Raw genomic sequence first — 18,336 nt, 5'->3', positions numbered from 1 at the left:
AGCAGCTGACAGAGCAGGCCTGCAAACGGTCGCATTTAATGGGGCGTAAATGAAAAACAGCCTCGAAATTCGCGTCTGGCACGCTAAACTGGGCACCTTGGCCGAAAACGGCTGAACCGGTGAAGGGACCGCAATGTCCCGAAACCCACGAATTCCCTGAATGAGTAGTAATCATGACCCAAGTCAAACTGACCACCAACCATGGCGACATCGTCCTGGAACTGAACGCCGAGAAAGCCCCGATCACCGTGGCCAACTTCGTCGAATACGTCAAAGCCGGTCACTACGAAAACACTGTTTTCCACCGCGTCATCGGTAATTTCATGATCCAGGGCGGCGGTTTCGAGCCTGGCATGAAAGAAAAGAAAGACAAGCGCCCAAGCATCCAGAACGAAGCCGACAACGGTCTGCCGAACGAGAAGTACAGCGTGGCCATGGCGCGCACCATGGAGCCGCATTCGGCTTCCGCCCAGTTCTTCATCAACGTGGCTGACAACAGCTTCCTGAACCACAGCGCCAAGACCACTCAGGGCTGGGGCTACGCCGTGTTCGGCAAAGTCGTTGCAGGCACCGACATTGTCGACAAGATCAAGGGTGTTTCCACCACTATGAAGGCCGGCCACCAGGACGTACCAGCAGACGACGTGATCATCGAGAAAGCCGAGATCATTGAGTGATATTGCTGATTTCAGACTTGCATCTGGAAGAGGAGCGCCCGGACATCACCCGGGCGTTTCTGGATTTGCTCGCCGGACGCGCCCGCTCGGCGAGTGCGCTGTACATTCTGGGCGACTTTTTCGAGGCGTGGATTGGCGACGATGCCATGACGCCGTTCCAGCGCTCCATCTGCCAGGCCCTGCGCGACCTCAGCGACAGCGGCACGGCCATTTTTCTGATGCACGGCAATCGCGACTTCATGCTCGGCCAGGCCTTTTGCAAACAGGCCGGCTGCACCTTGCTGAAGGATCCGAGTGTCGTGCAACTGGCAGGCGAGCCGGTGCTATTGATGCACGGCGACAGCCTCTGCACCCGCGACGAAGCCTATATGAAGCTGCGTCGCTACCTGCGCAACCCCGTCACGTTGTTCATCCTGCGGCATCTGCCGCTGCGCACGCGGCATAAACTGGCGCGCAAGCTGCGCAGTGAAAGCCGTGCGCAAACGCGGATGAAGGCCAACGACATCGTTGACGTCACCCCCGAAGAAATTCCGCGGATCATGCAGGAATACGGGGTGAAAACCCTGATTCACGGCCACACCCATCGCCCCGCCGTGCACAAGCTGCAACTGGGCGATCAAGCCGCCCGGCGCATTGTCTTGGGGGATTGGGATCGCCAGGGGTGGGCGTTGCAAGTGGATGATCACGGGTTTGCGTTGGCACCGTTCGATTTCGCCCCGCCGCCGCAATTGGCTGCCCCCGCCAACTAAATTGCCCAACAAAAAACCTGTAGGAGCGAGCCTGCTCGCTCCTACAGGGATTGTGCTTGTATCAATGTCCGGCAGAGGCCGCCGGCCCGGCCTTGGCGGTAAAGGGGGGCTTGGCCAGCCACACGATCAGGATCAACCCCATGAACATCCAGCCCAGCAGCGTGAAATAGTCCACCGTGGACATGATGTATGCCTGGCTGATCACCATCTGATCCAGCTGCGTATAAGCCTTGGCCCCTGCCCCGCCCAATTGATGCAACGCCTCGCGGGTGGCCGGGTCGAACGGAGTGATGCTTTCCGTCAGGTAGGCATGGTGCTGGTCGGCGCGGCGGATCCAGATCCAGGTGGTCAACGACGCCGCGAAACTACCGCCCAGCGTACGCAGGAACGTCGCCAGGCCCGAGCCGTCGGCAATCTGGCTGGGCGGCAGGTCCGACAGCAGGATGGTCAGGGTCGGCATGAAGAACAGTGCCACGCCAATACCCATGAACAGCTGCACCAGGGCGATGTGCTGGAAATCCACCTCATTGGTGAAGCCGGCGCGCATGAAACAACTCAGACCGATGGCCAGGAATGCCCCGCCCGCCAGCACCCGCATGTCGAATCGCGGCGCGTATTTACCGACGAAAGGCGACAGCAGCACCGGCAGAATGCCCAACGGCGCCACGGCAAAACCGGCCCAGGTCGCGGTGTAGCCCAAGCGGGTCTGCAACCATTGCGGCAGGATCAGGTTGATCCCGAAAAATCCGGCATAGCCCAGAACCAACACGATGGTGCCAAAGCGGAAGTTGCGGTGGGCGAACAGCCGCAAGTTCACCACCGGGTGCTCATCAGTCATTTCCCAGATCACGAAAAACGCCAGGGCGACCACGGAAATCACCGAGCCGATAATGATGAAACTGGACTCGAACCAATCGGCGTCGTTGCCCTTGTCGAGGACGATCTGCAATGCGCCGACGCCGACGATCAACGCGATCAGTCCCACGTAGTCCATGGGTTGGCGGCTGGTGACCACCGGACGCTTCTTCATCTGCTGGGTGACCACCCAAGCGGCGAACAAACCGATCGGCACGTTGATGAAGAAAATCCACGGCCAGCTGTAACTGTCGGTGATCCAGCCGCCGAGGATCGGCCCGGCAATCGGTGCCACCACCGTGACCATCGCCAACAGCGCCAGCGCCATCCCCCGTTTCGCCGGAGGGTAAACCGCAATCAGCAGTGTCTGGGTCATCGGATACAACGGCCCCGCCACCACGCCTTGCAGAACGCGAAAGCCCACCAGCTCCGGCATGGAGGTGGAAACCCCGCACAGGAACGAAGCGAGCACGAACAGCAACGTCGCCCAGACAAACAACTTCACCTCACCGAAACGCCGACTGAGCCAGCCGGTCAGCGGCAAGGCAATGGCGTTGCTGACAGCAAACGAAGTGATGACCCAGGTGCCTTGCTCCGAACTCACCCCAAGGTTGCCGGAAATCGTCGGCAGCGCCACGTTGGCGATGGTGGTGTCGAGCACCTGCATAAAGGTCGCCAGCGACAGGCCGATGGTGCTGAGCACCAGGCTGGGGGGCGTGAAAGACGCGTTATTGCTCATCGCGAATCCTTTGGAGCTGAATTTTTTGCAGCGGGATTGGCGCTGCGCCTGTTACAGACGCAGCTGACCCTGTGGGAGCGAGCTTGCTCGCTCCCACAGAGGGGCGGCGTGCTGCACATAGGCGAATCAGCGTTGCGCGGTTTTGCTGACTGCCGCGCTGTTGTCGTGGATCAGTTGAGTAATCATCGCGTCGGCCTCGGCCAACTGACGGTCATAGATGTTGGTGCTGAACGAGGCCTTTTGCGGTGGCTGTTGCGCCAGCACCGGGCCACTCTGGTCATGCAGGTTCACATCGACCACGGTCGACAGGCCGACCCGCAGCGGGTGCCTGGCCAGCTCATCGGCGTTGACGTGAATCCGCACCGGCACACGCTGCACGATCTTGATCCAGTTACCGGTGGCGTTCTGTGCGGGCAACAGGGCGAACGCGCTGCCAGTACCGGCGCCAAGGCTGTCGATGGTGCCGCTGTATTTCACAGCACTGCCGTAAAGGTCGGTTTCGATTTCCACTGGCTGGCCGATGCGCATGTCACGCAACTGGGTTTCCTTGAAGTTGGCGTCGATCCACAACTGATCCAGCGGGATCACCGCCATCAGCGCCGTGCCCGGCTGCACACGCTGGCCAAGCTGCACGGTGCGCTTGGCCACGTAACCGGTGACTGGCGCGATCAAGGTGCTGCGCGAATTGTTCAGGTACGCCTGGCGCAATTGCGCGGCGGCGGCCATCACGTCCGGATGCGACGACACCACGGTGTCATCCACCAGGGCACTGGTGGTTTTGAGTCGCTGCCTGGCGTCGGCCAGAGCGTTTTGCGCCGAGGTCAGGTCATCACGGGCGTGGGACAGTTCCTCCTGGGAAATCGCCCCGCCCGCAGCGAGGTTCTTGCGGCGATTGAAGTTGTCCTGCGCTTTCTGCACTTCTGCCTGCTGGGCATTGACCTGGGCTTTCTGGCCGTCGACGTTGCTATACAGGCCGCGCACCTGACGCACGGTACGGGCCAGATTGGCCTGGGCACTTTGCAAACCGATTTCGGCATCGTTCGGGTCGAAGTTCACCAACACCTGGCCTTCGTGGACCAGATCGCCATCATCGGCACCGATGCTGACCACGGTGCCGGTCACCAGCGGAGTGATTTCCACCACGTTGCCATTCACGTAGGCGTCGTCGGTGCTTTCGCTCCAGCGACCGTAAAACTCGTGGTAGGCCCAGACGCCCGCGCCGCTCAGCGCCACCGCCACCGCGAGGATCAGCAGCATGAACTTGCGCTTGCCCGAGTTGGGATTGCCTGGAGTGTTTTCAGCAGTTTGAGTTGTATCGGCAGTGGCCATGGCAAATACCTTGAATTAGTGGCTCAGCGTGGCTGGCGATGTGTTGGCTGAAGCGATGGTGTCGGGCGTAAACCCGCCACCCAGCGCCTGCATCAGTTGGATCGACAAGTCGATCTGCTCGGCGTTCAGGTTGGCCAGCTGCCGCTGGGCCTGGAGCAGTTGCTGCTCGATGCTGAGCACGTCCAGATAGTTACCGATGCCGGAACCGTACCGCTGGACCACGGTGTTGTAAGAGTCCTGGGCGATGTCAGTGGCGTGTTGTTGGGCGGCGATTTGCCGGCCGATGTCACGCAACTGGTTGATGCTGTCGCTGACATCCCCCAACGCCTTCACCAGGCTTTTGTTGTACTGCGCCACGGCGAGGTCGTAATCGGCGTCGCGGGAGTCGAGGTCGGCGCGCAGGCGGCCGCCATCGAAGATCGGCAGTGAAATCGTTGGCCCGACGTTGAAGAAACGACTGGCCGAACCGAACATCGCGTCACCCAACAACGATTGGGCACCGGCCGCCGCACTCAGGTTCAAGTTGGGATAAAACTGGGTTTTGCCAGCGTCGATGTTTTTACTGGCTGCCTCAACCCGCCAGCGCGCCGCCACCAGGTCCGGACGACGACCGAGCAACTCGGCCGGCAGCACCGATGGCAACGCCACGGCGCTGGCCTGAAGGACTTTCGGCCGGGCGATCTCGTTACCGCGATCCGGGCCCTTGCCCAGCAGCACGGCCAGGGCGATTTTGGCGCTTTGCAGGCGTTTCTCGGCGTCAATCAGGTTCGCCTCAGAGGTGGCCTCCAGGCTTTCGGTCTGCTGGAACTGGTACTGACTGTCGATCCCGGCGCTCAGGCGGCGCTGGCTCAAATCGAGCATCTGCCGGGTGCGCTTGAGGTCTTCGGCGGACAGGTCATAGACGATGTGCGCCTGCCCCAGATCGCTGTACGCGCGGGCCACGTCGGCGGACAAGGTCAACTGTGCGGCCTGCTGATCGATTTCAGCGGCACGGGCCTGGCCCAATGCGGCTTCCCAGGCATCGCGCTGGCCACCCCAGAGGTCGAAATTGTAATTGAAACTGGCGCCGATGTTACGCAGGGTGGAGTAGTTGTCGCCCTGCCCGCTCGGGTCTTGATCACGGGCCAGACGCGAACGGGTCACGCCGGCGCTGGCATCGATAGTCGGCATCCGCGCGGCATCGGCGGCGTATGCGGCGGCGCTGGCCTGATGGGCACGGGCGTCGGCGATCTGCATGTCAGGGCTGTCGTGCAGGGCTTCGCGAATCAGGCCGTCGAGCTGAGGGTCGCCGAGGCTTGTCCACCAGTCGCTCTTCGGCCAGGCCGCCGGCGAAAGCTTCACGCCGCTGAGGGATTGCCCGGCCTTGAGGTTTTTCGCCTCGAGGCTGACACCTTCGGTATTCAGGCCGCTGTAATTGGCACAACCGGCGAGGGTCATGGCCAACAGCACCAGGCTCAAACCGGTACGCAGGGTTTTGCTGCTCATTTGTCACCTACCCGCAGCAAGGTGATCGCGTCACCGGCTGCCACCAGGATTTTCTTCAGGATCTGTTCCAGCGTGTTCAACTCTTCAGGGGTGATGCCGCCCGCCAGTTCGTTCATGGCTTCGGCACCGATGTGCGGCAACAGAGCGGCCAGTTTCTCGCCCTCTTCGGTCAGTACCAGTTGAACCTGCCGGCGATCGGCTTCGCAGCGTTGGCGGGCAAGGAAACCTTTCTGTTCCAGACGATCGAGCATTCGGGTCATCGAACCGCTGTCCAGCGACAGGTGCCGGCACAGCTCGGCCGGGGTATCGACGCCGAACTGGGCCATGATGATCAGCACCTTGAACTGCGCCGCGGTGATGCCGTGGGGCTCCATGTGGGTGTCGATGATCCGGTCCTTGAGCAGCGCGGCGCGACCGAGCAACAGGCCAAGGTGGCAATTGTGGAAATCGTCTGGGGTGAAATGTTTCATCTGAACACCAGTTAGCTGCCTAGGCAGTGAATGTATGTCGAGATGTTACTGCTTAGGCAGCGAATGTCAACGCAATAGTTAGCATGCTTTGTAATTAGTTGACTAACGGCGTCGGATATTAACGGCGAACGCGGTGACGCCTTCGCTGGCAAGCCAGCGAAGGTTGAGAGCAGGTTTTGGAGAAAACGGGACCTAGAAATCCCGCTTGTAGAAGATGTCCAGCGAACTGGCCACGCCGCCAGCGGCTTCGAGGTAGACCTTTTTGCTCAGTTTGTAACGCAAGGCAATGGTGTTCGCCGGTTCGAACACGCCCACGCCATAGCGCAGGCTGAGCTTCTCGGAAAGGTTGCCACTCGCCACCACGCTGGTGGTGTTGCCGCTGCCCTGGGTGTCGAGCTGGAAGTCCTGAATACCCAGGTTCTTGGCCAGCCCGCTAGTGACCCCGGAACTGCCCATCAGCCCCAAGCCGAGGGCCGCCTGGGCGAGCATGTTGTTGTCCTCGCCGTTGCTGCTCAGCGGACGGCCCAGCACCAGGTAGGACAGCGCCTGCTCCTGACTCATGGCCGGCTCGGAAAAAATCTGCGTGGTCGGCTGCTCGGCGCTGCCGCTCAAGCGAATGCCGGCGATCACGTCGTCGGTCTTGCGAATGGCTTCGATGTCGAGGTAAGGCTGATCGATCGGCCCAGCAAACAGTAAACGCGCACGACGCACGGTCAACCGCTGACCGTAGGCGCGATAGCGGCCGTCGTTGAGCCAGAGTTCACCCCGGGTGTCCATGTTGTCGCCGATGTGCACATGACCTTGCAGATTGGCCGTGAGGCCAAACCCGGCGAAGCTCAGTTTGTCCTCGCCGACCACCACATCGATGTCCATCAGCGTGGCCATCGGCGGCTTGCCCTGTTCGGTCTGCTGGCCGACGATCACCGTGTCACCGGAGACTTTGACCGTCGATGGCGGCAGCTCGCGAATGGTGATTTCGCCCTTGGGCACCTGCACTTTCCCGGAAACCGCGAGCTTGTCGTCCTTGATCGAGATCTTCAGGTCCGGCGCCACTTCCAGCTTGGCGTAGGGCTCAACGGTGACCGGCAACTGTGAGCCCTTGAGCGCCAGGTCCACCACCAGAGCCTGACCCCAGGCAACGCTGCCGCTCAAACTGCCCTGCCCGGTCTTGCCGCTTTTCCAGCCACCGTTCAATTGCACGGTTTCGCCGGCGATGACGGCCTGAAGTTGCAACGCCTCAATCTCCAGTGGCAGTTCCGGCCCGGAAACCTGGCCATCGCTGAGCAACAGATTGCCATTGACCTGGGGCGCCAGCAGCCCACCGGAAATCGTGCCGCTGCCGTTCAAACGGCCAGTCAGCTTTTCGACCATGGGCACAAACGGTCGCGCCACCGACAGGTCCAGGCCACTCAAGCGGAATGAACCGCTCAGGGGTTTGTTCTTGGGCAGCGGGTTGATCTGCGCCTGCACCATCAGTTCGCCGAGCTTGCCGCCGACGAAGTTGAGGTCGGTGTCGATACGTTTGGGCGTGAATTTGCTGGTGAGCTTCAGGGCCTGGTACGGAAAGTCCAGCCACTGGTCTTTCTCGCGCATGCGCAAGACGCCACCGCTGGCGTCGAGGCTGACCTGGCCGTTCGGGCCGCTGGCGGGAAGATCCAGTTGCACGTCGGCGTTGAGTCGGCCCTGCCAGGCAAAGTCTTTCGGCAACCACTGCGCGAGGCTTTCGATAGGGAACTGCTTGAGGTGATAGCGCAGTTTCGGATCAGGCATCAGACGCTGGTCTTCGCCGCACAAACTGGCCGGGCCGGACTGCCAGCAATGGGCGCCGAAGTTGATCTTGCCGTCCGCCAGCCGCTCCAGTTTTGCCGGGCCTTGCAGCCTCCAGTCCTGGCCACCGGCCTGGATATCGCCACTGGCCAGGCGTCCGCGCCAGTTGCCGTTGTCCAGGCTGCCGTCGAGACCCAGGGCCAGCTTCAGCTTCGGCCCTTGCAGGTCGAGGGTCAGTTTCTGGCTTTTGATATCGCCCTGCCCACTGGCGGTCAGGGTGCCGAGAGAGGTGTCGCCGGCCTGGATCCCGCTGCCCTTGAGGTCGATTTTCGCCCGTTGCGCGCTGTCGAGGGTGGCGTCCAGGTTCAGGCTTTGCAGCCGATTGTCGGCGAACGCCAGCTGGTTGCCTTGCAGACCTAGCTTGCCTTGGGGGGCCTTGAGCGTGCCGGCGACATCAATCCGGCCATTGAGCTGACCGCGCAATTGCGGCCAGAGCTGGGCCAGACGCGGCAGCTTGATATCGATCTGCCCGGCGAGCTTCTGTTGCAGGCTGCCCTTGCCGTTGATGCTGTTGTCGCCCAGGCGTATCTGCAGCGCATCGAGGTTCCACTGCTCGCCGCCGCCATTGGCCTTGGCCTGGATCACCGCAGGCTGGCCACGCAGTTTGCCTTTCAGATCAAGGTCGGCGCTCAGGCTGAGTTTTTCATCCTTGATTTCCCCTTGGCTGCGCAACGGGCCGGCCAGGGTGCCGGGCAATTCCGCCACCCAGTACGCCGGGTTGATCGCCGACAAATCCAGCGCGGTATCCCAGGCGATGCCATTGGCGAACTGCAGGTTCAGATGCCCTTCAGCCTTGCCCTGGCCGGCCGCGAGCTGAATCTGTTGCAGGTAGATTTTCGTCAGGTCACCCGCGAACGGACTGGTCAGGCTGAACGCCCCGGCCGGACCGTCCAGCGCGGCGTTGAAGTGGCCGAGGTACTGACCGTCCGTGTAGGAAACTTCGCCATTGAAGCTGCGCAGAGCCACTTGCGGCTCATCGATCAGCGGATAGAGGCGGTGCCACGGAAAGTCCAGCCAATCGATTTTCGCCTCGGCACTCAGGCCTTTGCCCCAGTCGACTTGCCCCGTAAGTTTTAGGTGTTGCTTGTCGCTGGCCGTCAGGTCCAGCGCGGCGATCTGCGCGCCATTGGCGTCGACCTTGCCTTGCAGCACCAGCGCAACAGGCCCTTGTTCGGCCGGTAACGTGGCCTTGCCGAGCAGCGCGTAGCCGTTTTTCAGGTCGCCGTCACCCGTGAGTTCAAGTTGATTGAGTTGCAAGGTGTCCGGCAGATCGGCGCCGGGCTTGAAACCGTCAGCGATGATGCGCACCTTGGCCGGCAGGTTCTCCACCAGCGGTTGCAGTTGGCCGGTCAGTTGGCCGTTGAGGTATCCGCTGCTGTCGGCTTTCAGGTTGAGGGTCTTGAGCAAATCACCGTCGATTTTCAGGGCCAGCGTCCAGGGCGCGGGGGGCGACAGGGTCAATTGCCCCTCAGCGCTGAGCGGCCAGTTGCCGCCCGGTTGCAGCTGCCCGGTCAAATTCAGGTTCAGATCGTCCCGCTGCAGTTTTACCGAGTCGATCTGCATCCCCTTCTCGGTCCAGTGCGCCGTCAGTTGCAGGCCCTTGAGCTGCTCGCTGCCGTTGAACCGCAAGCTGCCGACCTGCACGTCACCCAGCTCCAGCGCCACCGGTAATTTCAAATCCGGCAGGCTGATCGGCCCGCTGCTTTGTTCTTCACCGCCCGGCGGGAATTGCAGGCTGACCTGATCAGCCTTCAATTGTTCGATGCACAAGGTCATGCGCGTCAGGCACAGCGGCGACCAGGCAAAAATCACCTTGCTCAGTTCGACCTGGCTGGCGTCTTGCTGCCACACAACGCGATCGGCGCTCCATTGCCCGCCCAGCCGCCCCTGGAAGTTGTCCAGGGTCAAACTCGGCACAAAGCCAAGCGCCCACCGGCTGCCCGCCGCCGTGCCCAGCACCGTGGCCAGGGTCAGGGCGACCAGCATCAGCAGCGTCAGGATCGCCAGCAGCGATAGGTTCAAACCACGCTTCACAACTCGGGCCCCATGGAAAAGTGCAGTCGAATGCCGCCATCGTCGTCCAGCGCGTGGGCCAGGTCGAGGCGGATCGGCCCCACTGGTGATACCCAGCGCACACCGATACCGACACCGGTCTTCAGATTCGGCAGTTCAAGTGTATTGAAGGAATTGCCCTGGTCGATGAACGTGGCGACACGCCATTTTTCGGCAATGGAATATTGATACTCCGCGCTGGCGGCGACCATGTAGCGGCCCCCGATGCGGTCACCCTCATTGTTTTCCGGGGACAGGCTCTGATAGTCGTAGCCGCGCACACTCTGATCGCCACCGGCGAAGAAGCGCAGCGATGGCGGAACCGACTTATAGCCGTTGGTGGCACTGCCGCCGACTTGCACCCGACCGAGGAAGCGGTGTTTGTCGAACACCGTGGTCAAGCCCTTCACCAGCGCCGTGCCGTACACCAGGTTGTTATCCGACCCCAGACCTTCCTTGGCCACCTTGCTTTCGAATTGCAGGCGATAGCCATTGTGCGGGTCGATGCGGTTATCGCTTTTGAGGTACGAATAGCTCACGCCGGGCATCAGCAGGTTACTGAGTCCCGAGTCGTCGCCGAGCCGGTACTCCTCGCGTTGCCACTTGAGTGACACCACCCGTTGCCATCCACTGGGCAACTTGCTGTGCCATTCGGGACCGATGGTCAGGAGTTTGCTGAGGCTGTCCCTGTCCGCGATTTCTTCATTCTGATAACCACCGGCGAAACGCAGTTTGTCCGTCAGTGGCGGGTCCAGAGGAATGTCATAGAACACCCCGACGTTTTGCCGTGGCGCCGAGACCTCGGTTTCCCAGCCATAGCTGTGCCCCTGCGGGTTGACCCAATGCCGCGTCCAGTTGGCTTTGATCCGCGGGCCGACATCGGTGGAGTACCCCAGGCCAAGGCCCATGGTCCGCGGCTTGCGGGTTTCGAGCCTGACGTCCACCGGGATCACGTTGTCCCTGGACCCGGTCGGCGCCGCGTCCACTCGCACGCCCTCGAAATAACCGCTCGATTGCAGGGCTTGGTTGAGTTCGGCAATCAGCTCGGAGTCATACGGCGCGCCTGCCTTGAACGGCACCATGCGTTGCAGCAGGTCTTCGTCGAAGGGCGTATCGCCTTCGAAACTGACCTTGCCCAGGGCGTAACGCGGACCACTGTCATAGACCAGCTCGATATCGGCCACGCCGGCTCGCGGGTCCACCGACAATGTCGAACGGGTAAAACGCCCGCTGAAAAAGCCATAGCGCGAGGCCTGGTTCTGGATCAGCCGCTTGGCATCTTCATAATGGCCATGGTTGAGCACCGCACCGGTTTTCAGCGAATGGTCATTGGGCACACGAAAGGATTTGAGCGAGGCGGCCGGGCCGTCGATGCGGATGGTGACGTTGCGCAGATGCACCGGTTCGCCGGGGTCGATGTTCAGTATCAGGCGTGGTGTCTTGCCGCCCTTCACGTCGCTGTCGATCTGCGGCTGGTAATAACCCAAGGCCTGGGCGGCCTTGCGCGCCTGTTCCTCGGCACCCCGACTGAAGCGCTGCAAGGCTTCCTCGTCACGATCGCCGAGACTGCCGACATAGCCCTCTATATTGGCTTTCAGTTCATCGTTGGACGGTTTGATCCGCACATCCAATTCACTTTGGGCCAGTGCCGCGCAGCTGGAAATCAGCATCAGCACGCCACTGGTAATTCTTCCTGGAAACTTCATAGGCGCGGATGCTATCACGAGCATGCTTGATGAACATGGGAGCGTGATAGAGCCCGGTGCGCCCCAAAAGTTCGACGGTCAGGCCGTTGCGGTTTGTACGACTTGAGGATTGGCGTGAAAAAACACGTGTTCGCGGATCGGTCCTACAGCGACCTCACCAATTTCCTCATAACCCTGACGCTTATAGAACTCCAGATAACGCGGATTGCCGGTGTCGAGCACCACGCCCTGAGAATGTTCATCCACCGCGCACCAGTTGTGCACCGCTTGCAGCAGTTGTTCGCCGAAGTGCTTGCCCTGGAATTGCGGATGAATCCCCAGCAATGGCAGCAAATGCACCGAGTCGGACGGCACACAAGCCATCACCGCATCGTGATATTCAAGGTAGCGACGGGTGCAGCGAAACCCGGTGCTCAGCACCATCCGCAGGCGCCAGGCCCAACTTTCAGTGATGCCCAGGCGCCGTTGCGGCGGCGCGATCAGGGCGATGCCGATCAAGCGATCGTTGACCAGCAGGCCGATGGCCGGCAAATCCTGGAGAAAGTGTTGCTTGACCAGCTCACGTACCGTGGCGCGCACCCGCTGTTCATAACCGGGACGCTCGGCTTCGAACAGGTAGCCGAACGTCGGCTCGTGCCGGTAAGCCTGGTACAACAGGGAACGTGCTTCGCGGGAATAGCCCCTGTCGAGCATGTGAATATCGGCGATGGCGGTGGACGTTTCGGGCATGACGGTCATTCTCCCCGGCACAGCTCGAATGGCTGTGCTCTTGTTGGTAGGAGCCTTTGGGTGGCAACACAGTTCCCCCTCACAGGTATAGACCAGACTCGCCGATCAGTCAGTCAATACAAAAGCCGGCTGCACCCACTCCATCCCGACACTGGCCCGATGCCGACATGTCAGCTAGCATCGCCCTTTTGCCAGGACTGCCGACCATGAAGATCGTCTCCTTCAACATCAACGGGCTGCGTGCCCGTCCCCATCAGCTGGCGGCGCTCATCGACAAACACCAGCCCGACGTGATCGGGCTGCAGGAAACCAAGGTCCATGACGACCAATTTCCGCTCGATGAAGTCAGAGCCCTGGGCTACCACGTGTATTTCCATGGACAAAAAGGTCACTACGGCGTCGCCCTGCTGTCGCGCAAAGAACCGCTGGCGCTGCACAAAGGCTTCGCCACCGATGATGAAGATGCCCAGCGGCGCTTTATCTGGGGCACGTTCGCCGACGCCAATGACGTGCCGGTGACCATCATGAACGGCTATTTCCCTCAAGGCGAAAGTCGCGACCACCCGACCAAATTCCCGGCCAAGGAACGCTTCTACAGCGATCTGCAGCAGTTGCTGGAAAGCCAGTTCCGTAACGACCAGCCGTTGGTGGTCATGGGCGATGTGAACATTTCCCCGGAAGACTGTGACATCGGGATCGGCCCGGACAACATGAAGCGTTGGCTGAAAACCGGTAAATGCAGCTTCCTGCCGGAAGAACGCGAGTGGATGGCCCGCCTGAAAAACTGGGGCCTGGTGGACAGTTTCCGTCACCTGAACCCGCAGGTGACCGACATGTTCAGCTGGTTCGACTACCGCAGCCGCGGTTTTGAAGACGAGCCCAAGCGTGGACTGCGCATCGACTTGATCATGGCGTCCCATGGCCTGTTGCCACGGGTCAAGGATGCCGGCGTGGACTACGAACTGCGCGGCATGGAAAAACCCTCCGATCATGCGCCGATCTGGCTTGAATTGAGCTGAATACAATCTCCTGTGGGATCGCGCCTGCTCGCGATGGCGGACTGTCATCCAACTGAATATTGAATGCCAGGCCCTCATCGCGAGCAGGCTCGCTCTTACACTGGAAAACTGTCATCTCTCTGAAACCCTACTGACTTAATCTCCCGGCACCTCCTTTAGCCATTCAAGGTGCCGGCATGACGCTGCGCGGTTTATTCCTGTTGATGCTGTGCACCTGCTTGCCGCTGATGACCTCGGCCAACAGTTTGCCGGTGCCGGACCATGGCCCGATGCTCAGCATCCAGGGCTCCAACACCATCGGAGCGGCACTCGGTCCGGCGCTGGTCGAAGGACTGTTGCGCGAACAGGGGTTGCTCAAGGTGCACAGCGAAGCCCCGGACAAGGCCAACGAACTGCGAATAGTCGGTGAAACCCCGCAAGGGCGCCGGGTCGAAGTCGAACTCGCCGCCCACGGCTCCAGCACCGGCTTCAGCGCACTGAAGGCCGGCAGGGCCGATCTGGCCGCTTCATCGCGCCCGATCAAGGACAGCGAGTTGGTTGACCTCCGATCCCTGGGTGATCTGAAAAGCGCGGCCGCCGAGCAGGTCATCGCCATCGACGGCCTGGCCATTATCCTTCACCCGCAAAACCCGCTGAACCAACTCGATACCGAGCAACTGGCACGCCTCTTCAGTGGCGAGATCAAAACCTGGGAAGAACTCGGCGGCCGTGGCGGGGCCATTCATCTGTATGCGCGGGATGATCACTCCGGCACCTACGACACCTTCAAGGAACTGGTCCTCAGCCGTCGCGGGAAAACCCTGAGCGGTGCAGCGAAACGTTTCGAATCCAGCGAGCAATTGTCGGACGCGGTCAGCCTCGACCCACAAGGTATCGGCTTCATTGGCCTGCCGTACGTGCGCTCGGCCAAACCGGTGGCGATTGTCGACGGCCAATCCCAGGCCATGCTGCCGCTCAACAGCCTGATCGCCACGGAAGACTATCCCCTGTCCCGCCGCTTGTTCCTCTACCTGCCGCCCAATGGGAAAAATCCCTGGGCCGACGCGCTGGTGACGTTCGCCCAAAGCAGCCAGGGCCAGGCGATTGTCGCGGCCAACGGGTTTATCGCCCAGACCGTGCAGGCCATGACCGTCACGCCCAACGCACTGATGCCCGAGGCCTACCAGGGACTCAGTCGCCACGCCCAGCGCCTGACCGTGAACTTTCGCTTCGAAGAAGGCAGCGCCAGCCTGGACAACAAGGCGCGACAGGACCTGTCACGGGTGCTCGACTATATAAAGCAGCGCGGCAAAACCGATCGGCAGGTCACACTGGTAGGGTTTGGCGATGCCAAGAGCGACCCGGCGCGCGCTGACCTGCTGTCAAAACTGCGGGCCATGGCGGTGCGGCGGGAACTGGTGAAAAGTGGCGTGGTGCTGCGCGACGTTCGCGGGTTTGGCGCCGAAATGCCTGTGGCGGCCAATAGCGCCGATGAGGGGCGGATCAAGAATCGGCGGGTTGAAGTTTGGGTGTATTGAATTTGATGTAGATGTATTGAATGGGCCGACGCCATCGCGGGCAAGCCCGCTCCCACAAAGATCACACTAAACCTGTGGGAGCCGGGCTTGCCCGCGATGAACGATGACTCGGTGCCTGTTATTGCCCGCTGCGCATCATGTCTTTTGGCACGTACTTGCCGATTTCGAACTTGCCGATCGCCGCACGGTGCACTTCGTCCGGACCGTCGGCCAGGCGAAGGGTGCGCTGCATCGCATACATGTAGGCCAGCGGAAAATCGTTGGAGACCCCTGCCCCGCCGTGTATCTGGATCGCCCGGTCGATCACCCGCAACGCCACGTTCGGCGCCACCACCTTGATCTGTGCGATTTCGCTCTTCGCCACTTTGTTACCGACGGTGTCCATCATGTACGCCGCTTTCAACGTCAGCAGGCGTGCCATGTCGATTTCCATCCGCGAGTCGGCGATCTTGTCGATGTTGCCACCCAGTCGCGCCAGGGGTTTGCCGAACGCCGTGCGGTTCACCGAACGTTTGCACATCAATTCCAGGGCACGTTCGGCCATGCCGATCGAACGCATGCAGTGGTGAATCCGGCCCGGGCCGAGGCGACCCTGAGCGATTTCGAAGCCGCGTCCTTCACCCAGCAGGACGTTTTCGTACGGCACGCGCACGTTTTCGAACAGCACTTCGGCGTGACCGTGGGGCGCGTCGTCGTAACCGAACACCGGCAGCGGACGCACGATCTTCACGCCGGGGGTATCCACCGGAACCAGAATCATCGAGTGCTGTGCATGGCGCGGTGCATCAGGGTTGCTCAGGCCCATGAAAATCAGGATTTTGCAGCGTGGATCGCAGGCCCCGGAGGTCCACCATTTCTTGCCATTGATTACCCACTCGTCGCCATCGCGCACGGCACGGGCGGCCATGTTGGTGGCGTCGGACGATGCGACGTCCGGTTCGGTCATGGCAAATGCCGAGCGGATTTCCCCGCGCAGTAGCGGCTCGAGCCAGCGTTGCTTCTGTTCTTCGTTGGCGTAGCGCACCAGCACTTCCATGTTGCCGGTGTCGGGCGCGGAGCAATTGAACGGTTCAGGCCCCAGCAGCGAGCGCCCCATGATTTCGGCCAGGGGCGCGTATTCGAGGTTGGTCAAGCCGGCACCGAGCTCTGACTCAGGCAGAAACAAATTCCACAGGCCCTCCGCCTTGGCCTTGAGTTTGAGTTCTTCCATGATCGCGGTCGGCTGCCAGCGGTCACCCTCGGCGACCTGGCGCTCGAACACGGTTTCAGCGGGATAGACGTAGGTGTCCATGAACGCTGTCACGCGCTCACGCAGTTCCTGAACCTTGGGCGAATAAGCGAAATCCATGAGCAAGATACCTTCTTGGGGGAGGTTGTTTAGATCATGCAATCGATGCTAGAACAGCTACGAAAATTTACCTAGCCTATTCTCGGCGTGTATTAACATTCATCACCGATATATGATCGACTGATCTTCAAGGCCAGCCGCCCACACAATAAGAGAGCCGCGTAATGAATCTGAGCAAGGTCGACCTCAACCTTTTCATCGTCTTCGACGCGATCTACACCGAGGCCAACCTGACCCGCGCCGGGCAGATTGTCGGGATCACCCAACCGGCGGTATCCAACGCACTGGCCCGCCTGCGCGAAACCTTCAACGACCCTTTGTTCGTGCGCACCGCCCAGGGCATGGTGCCGACGCCGATGGCCCAGAACATCATCGGCCCGGTACGCAACGCCCTTTCCCTGCTGCGGGTATCGGTGCAGGAAAGCCGCATTTTCAACCCGTTGCAGGCGGTCAAGACCTACCGCATCAGCATGACCGACCTGACTGAGGCGGTGATCCTGCCGCCGTTGTTCCAGCGCCTGCGCCGTCTCGCCCCCACGGTGATCATCGAGAGTTTCCTGTCCAAGCGCCGCGAGACCACCAAGGAACTGGCCGCCGGTCGCCTCGATTTTGCGGTGGATGCGCCGCTCAACACCGACCCGCAAGTGCGCCACGTCAAGTTGATGGAAGACCGCTATGTATGCGCCATGCGCAAGGGGCATCCGTTGGCGGGCAAGGAAAAATTCACCCTCGATGATTATCTGGGCCTGACCCACATCCATATTTCCAGCCGTCGCAGCGGTCTGGGGCATGTCGACCTGGCCCTCGGCAAGATGGGCATCCAGCGCAAGATCGCCCTGCGCTCACAGCATTACCTGATGGCATCGCAAGTGTTACAGCAGACCGACATGGTTATGACCGTTCCGGAGCGCTTCGCCCGTCGTAACGATCTGCACGCCTTCAGCTTGCCGGTCAACGATGTGCCGCCGGTGGAAACCCACCTGTACTGGCACGAAAGCACCGACCAGGATCCGGCCAACCGCTGGATGCGCGAGCAGATGATCGAGTTGTGCCAGCAGGTGACGGCGCATGAGAAGAAGCTCGAAAAGGTGTAGGAAGTTTACCCGCGTCATCGTTCATCACGGGCAAGCCACACTCCCACAGGTCAATTTGTCATGCACTTGATTGAGTACGCCGAAAAACTTTGTGGGAGCGAGAGCCTGCTCGCGATGGGGCCGGCAGAACAGCAGTCAACCCCTGCCCCCTTGACGTAAACGTCAACCTGCCATTAGCTTAGCGCCATGACCTTTTGCGAGCGCTTCCATGAGCAGCCAGACCTACAGCATTTCCGACCTCGCCCGCGAGCTCGACATCACCACCCGGGCGATTCGCTTCTATGAGGAGCAAGGCCTGCTCAGCCCCGAGCGGCGAGGTCAGGAACGCGTCTATTCGCCCCGCGACAAGGTCAGCCTGAAGCTGATCCTGCGAGGCAAGCGTATCGGCTTCTCCCTGGCCGAATGCCGCGAACTGATCGAGCTCTACGACCCTTCCAGCGGTAACACCAAGCAGTTGCACAGCATGCTGGCGAAAATCAGCGAGCGTCGGGAACAGCTGGAACAGCAACTGCTGGACATCGAGCAGATGAAACTCGAACTCGATACGGCGGAAGAACGCTGCGTCCAGGCGCTGGAGCAGACCCTCAAAAGCCAGGAAGTCATTCAATAAAACCCGCCCCCTTGTAGGAGCGAGCCTGCTCGCGATGGTCGTTAACGATAACGCGTGTTGGCTGGATAAACGCGGTGCCTGGGAGCCCATCGCGAGCAGGCTCGCTCCTACAGGGTTCTCCGAACAATCA

The 18,336-nt window shown here is 60.9% G+C and carries 14 protein-coding genes; 6 read left to right on the top strand and 8 right to left on the bottom strand.

The features are described from left to right. Positions 1–173: 173 nt before the first annotated feature. Entirely contained in the window at positions 174–677 is a 504-nt protein-coding gene (locus GQ39_RS04400) for a peptidylprolyl isomerase (RefSeq protein WP_047527622.1), read from the top strand. Then, complete coding sequence (lpxH, locus tag GQ39_RS04395; RefSeq protein ID WP_047527620.1) at positions 674–1,426, top strand: UDP-2,3-diacylglucosamine diphosphatase; 753 nt, start codon at positions 674–676, stop codon at positions 1,424–1,426. Before GQ39_RS04400 ends, lpxH begins: the two co-directional genes overlap by 4 nt. A 61-nt stretch (positions 1,427–1,487) precedes the next feature. On the opposite strand, the gene GQ39_RS04390 is transcribed toward lpxH, so the two are convergent. From GQ39_RS04390 to GQ39_RS04360, 7 genes are all read right to left on the bottom strand, one after another. Continuing rightward, the gene (locus tag GQ39_RS04390) at positions 1,488–3,020 is read right to left on the bottom strand and encodes a DHA2 family efflux MFS transporter permease subunit (RefSeq protein ID WP_047527618.1); all 1,533 of its coding nucleotides are present in this window, start codon (positions 3,018–3,020) and stop codon (positions 1,488–1,490) included. Between the two features lie 126 nt (positions 3,021–3,146). Beyond that, positions 3,147–4,349 carry an HlyD family secretion protein gene (locus GQ39_RS04385; protein ID WP_047527616.1) on the bottom strand — a complete coding sequence of 401 codons (1,203 nt, stop codon included), beginning with the start codon at positions 4,347–4,349 and terminating at the stop codon, positions 3,147–3,149. A 15-nt stretch (positions 4,350–4,364) separates the two neighbouring features. Beyond that, complete coding sequence (locus GQ39_RS04380) at positions 4,365–5,834, bottom strand: efflux transporter outer membrane subunit (protein WP_047527614.1); 1,470 nt, start codon at positions 5,832–5,834, stop codon at positions 4,365–4,367. After that, positions 5,831–6,304: a MarR family winged helix-turn-helix transcriptional regulator gene (locus tag GQ39_RS04375; RefSeq protein ID WP_047527612.1), complete on the bottom strand. Its 474-nt coding sequence runs from the start codon at positions 6,302–6,304 to the stop codon at positions 5,831–5,833. Before GQ39_RS04375 ends, GQ39_RS04380 begins: the two co-directional genes overlap by 4 nt. Positions 6,305–6,496: 192 nt before the next feature. Beyond that, positions 6,497–10,165, bottom strand: a complete 3,669-nt coding sequence (locus GQ39_RS04370) for a translocation/assembly module TamB domain-containing protein (RefSeq protein ID WP_047527611.1) — start codon at positions 10,163–10,165, stop codon at positions 6,497–6,499. Beyond that, positions 10,162–11,889 carry an autotransporter assembly complex protein TamA gene (locus GQ39_RS04365; RefSeq protein ID WP_047527610.1) on the bottom strand — a complete coding sequence of 576 codons (1,728 nt, stop codon included), beginning with the start codon at positions 11,887–11,889 and terminating at the stop codon, positions 10,162–10,164. The genes GQ39_RS04370 and GQ39_RS04365 overlap by 4 nt, the downstream gene beginning before the upstream one ends. Positions 11,890–11,967: 78 nt before the next feature. Continuing rightward, entirely contained in the window at positions 11,968–12,618 is a 651-nt protein-coding gene (locus GQ39_RS04360) for a GNAT family N-acetyltransferase (protein WP_047538431.1), read from the bottom strand. A 206-nt stretch (positions 12,619–12,824) separates the two neighbouring features. Here GQ39_RS04360 and xthA point away from each other — a divergent pair, with 206 nt between their 5' ends. Together xthA and GQ39_RS04350 are read left to right on the top strand one after the other, a co-directional pair. Further along, positions 12,825–13,637 carry an exodeoxyribonuclease III gene (gene xthA, locus GQ39_RS04355; protein ID WP_047527608.1) on the top strand — a complete coding sequence of 271 codons (813 nt, stop codon included), beginning with the start codon at positions 12,825–12,827 and terminating at the stop codon, positions 13,635–13,637. 176 nt (positions 13,638–13,813) lie between these two features. Continuing rightward, positions 13,814–15,154, top strand: a complete 1,341-nt coding sequence (locus tag GQ39_RS04350; protein ID WP_047527606.1) for a substrate-binding domain-containing protein — start codon at positions 13,814–13,816, stop codon at positions 15,152–15,154. 118 nt (positions 15,155–15,272) lie between these two features. Here GQ39_RS04350 and GQ39_RS04345 read toward each other — a convergent pair whose 3' ends face one another. Next, positions 15,273–16,502, bottom strand: a complete 1,230-nt coding sequence (locus tag GQ39_RS04345) for an acyl-CoA dehydrogenase (RefSeq protein ID WP_047527603.1) — start codon at positions 16,500–16,502, stop codon at positions 15,273–15,275. A gap of 164 nt (positions 16,503–16,666) precedes the next feature. Between GQ39_RS04345 and GQ39_RS04340 the strand changes: the two genes are divergently transcribed. Together GQ39_RS04340 and GQ39_RS04335 are read left to right on the top strand one after the other, a co-directional pair. After that, positions 16,667–17,596, top strand: coding sequence for a LysR family transcriptional regulator (locus GQ39_RS04340; protein ID WP_047527602.1), 930 nt, complete (start codon positions 16,667–16,669; stop codon positions 17,594–17,596). Between the two features lie 208 nt (positions 17,597–17,804). Then, positions 17,805–18,206 carry a MerR family transcriptional regulator gene (locus GQ39_RS04335; protein ID WP_047527601.1) on the top strand — a complete coding sequence of 134 codons (402 nt, stop codon included), beginning with the start codon at positions 17,805–17,807 and terminating at the stop codon, positions 18,204–18,206. Positions 18,207–18,336 lie beyond the last annotated feature (130 nt).

The organism is Pseudomonas sp. 11/12A (genome assembly GCF_000800055.1).
GTDB lineage: Bacteria > Pseudomonadota > Gammaproteobacteria > Pseudomonadales > Pseudomonadaceae > Aquipseudomonas > Aquipseudomonas mohnii.
This window is presented reverse-complemented; position numbering and strand designations above follow the sequence as displayed.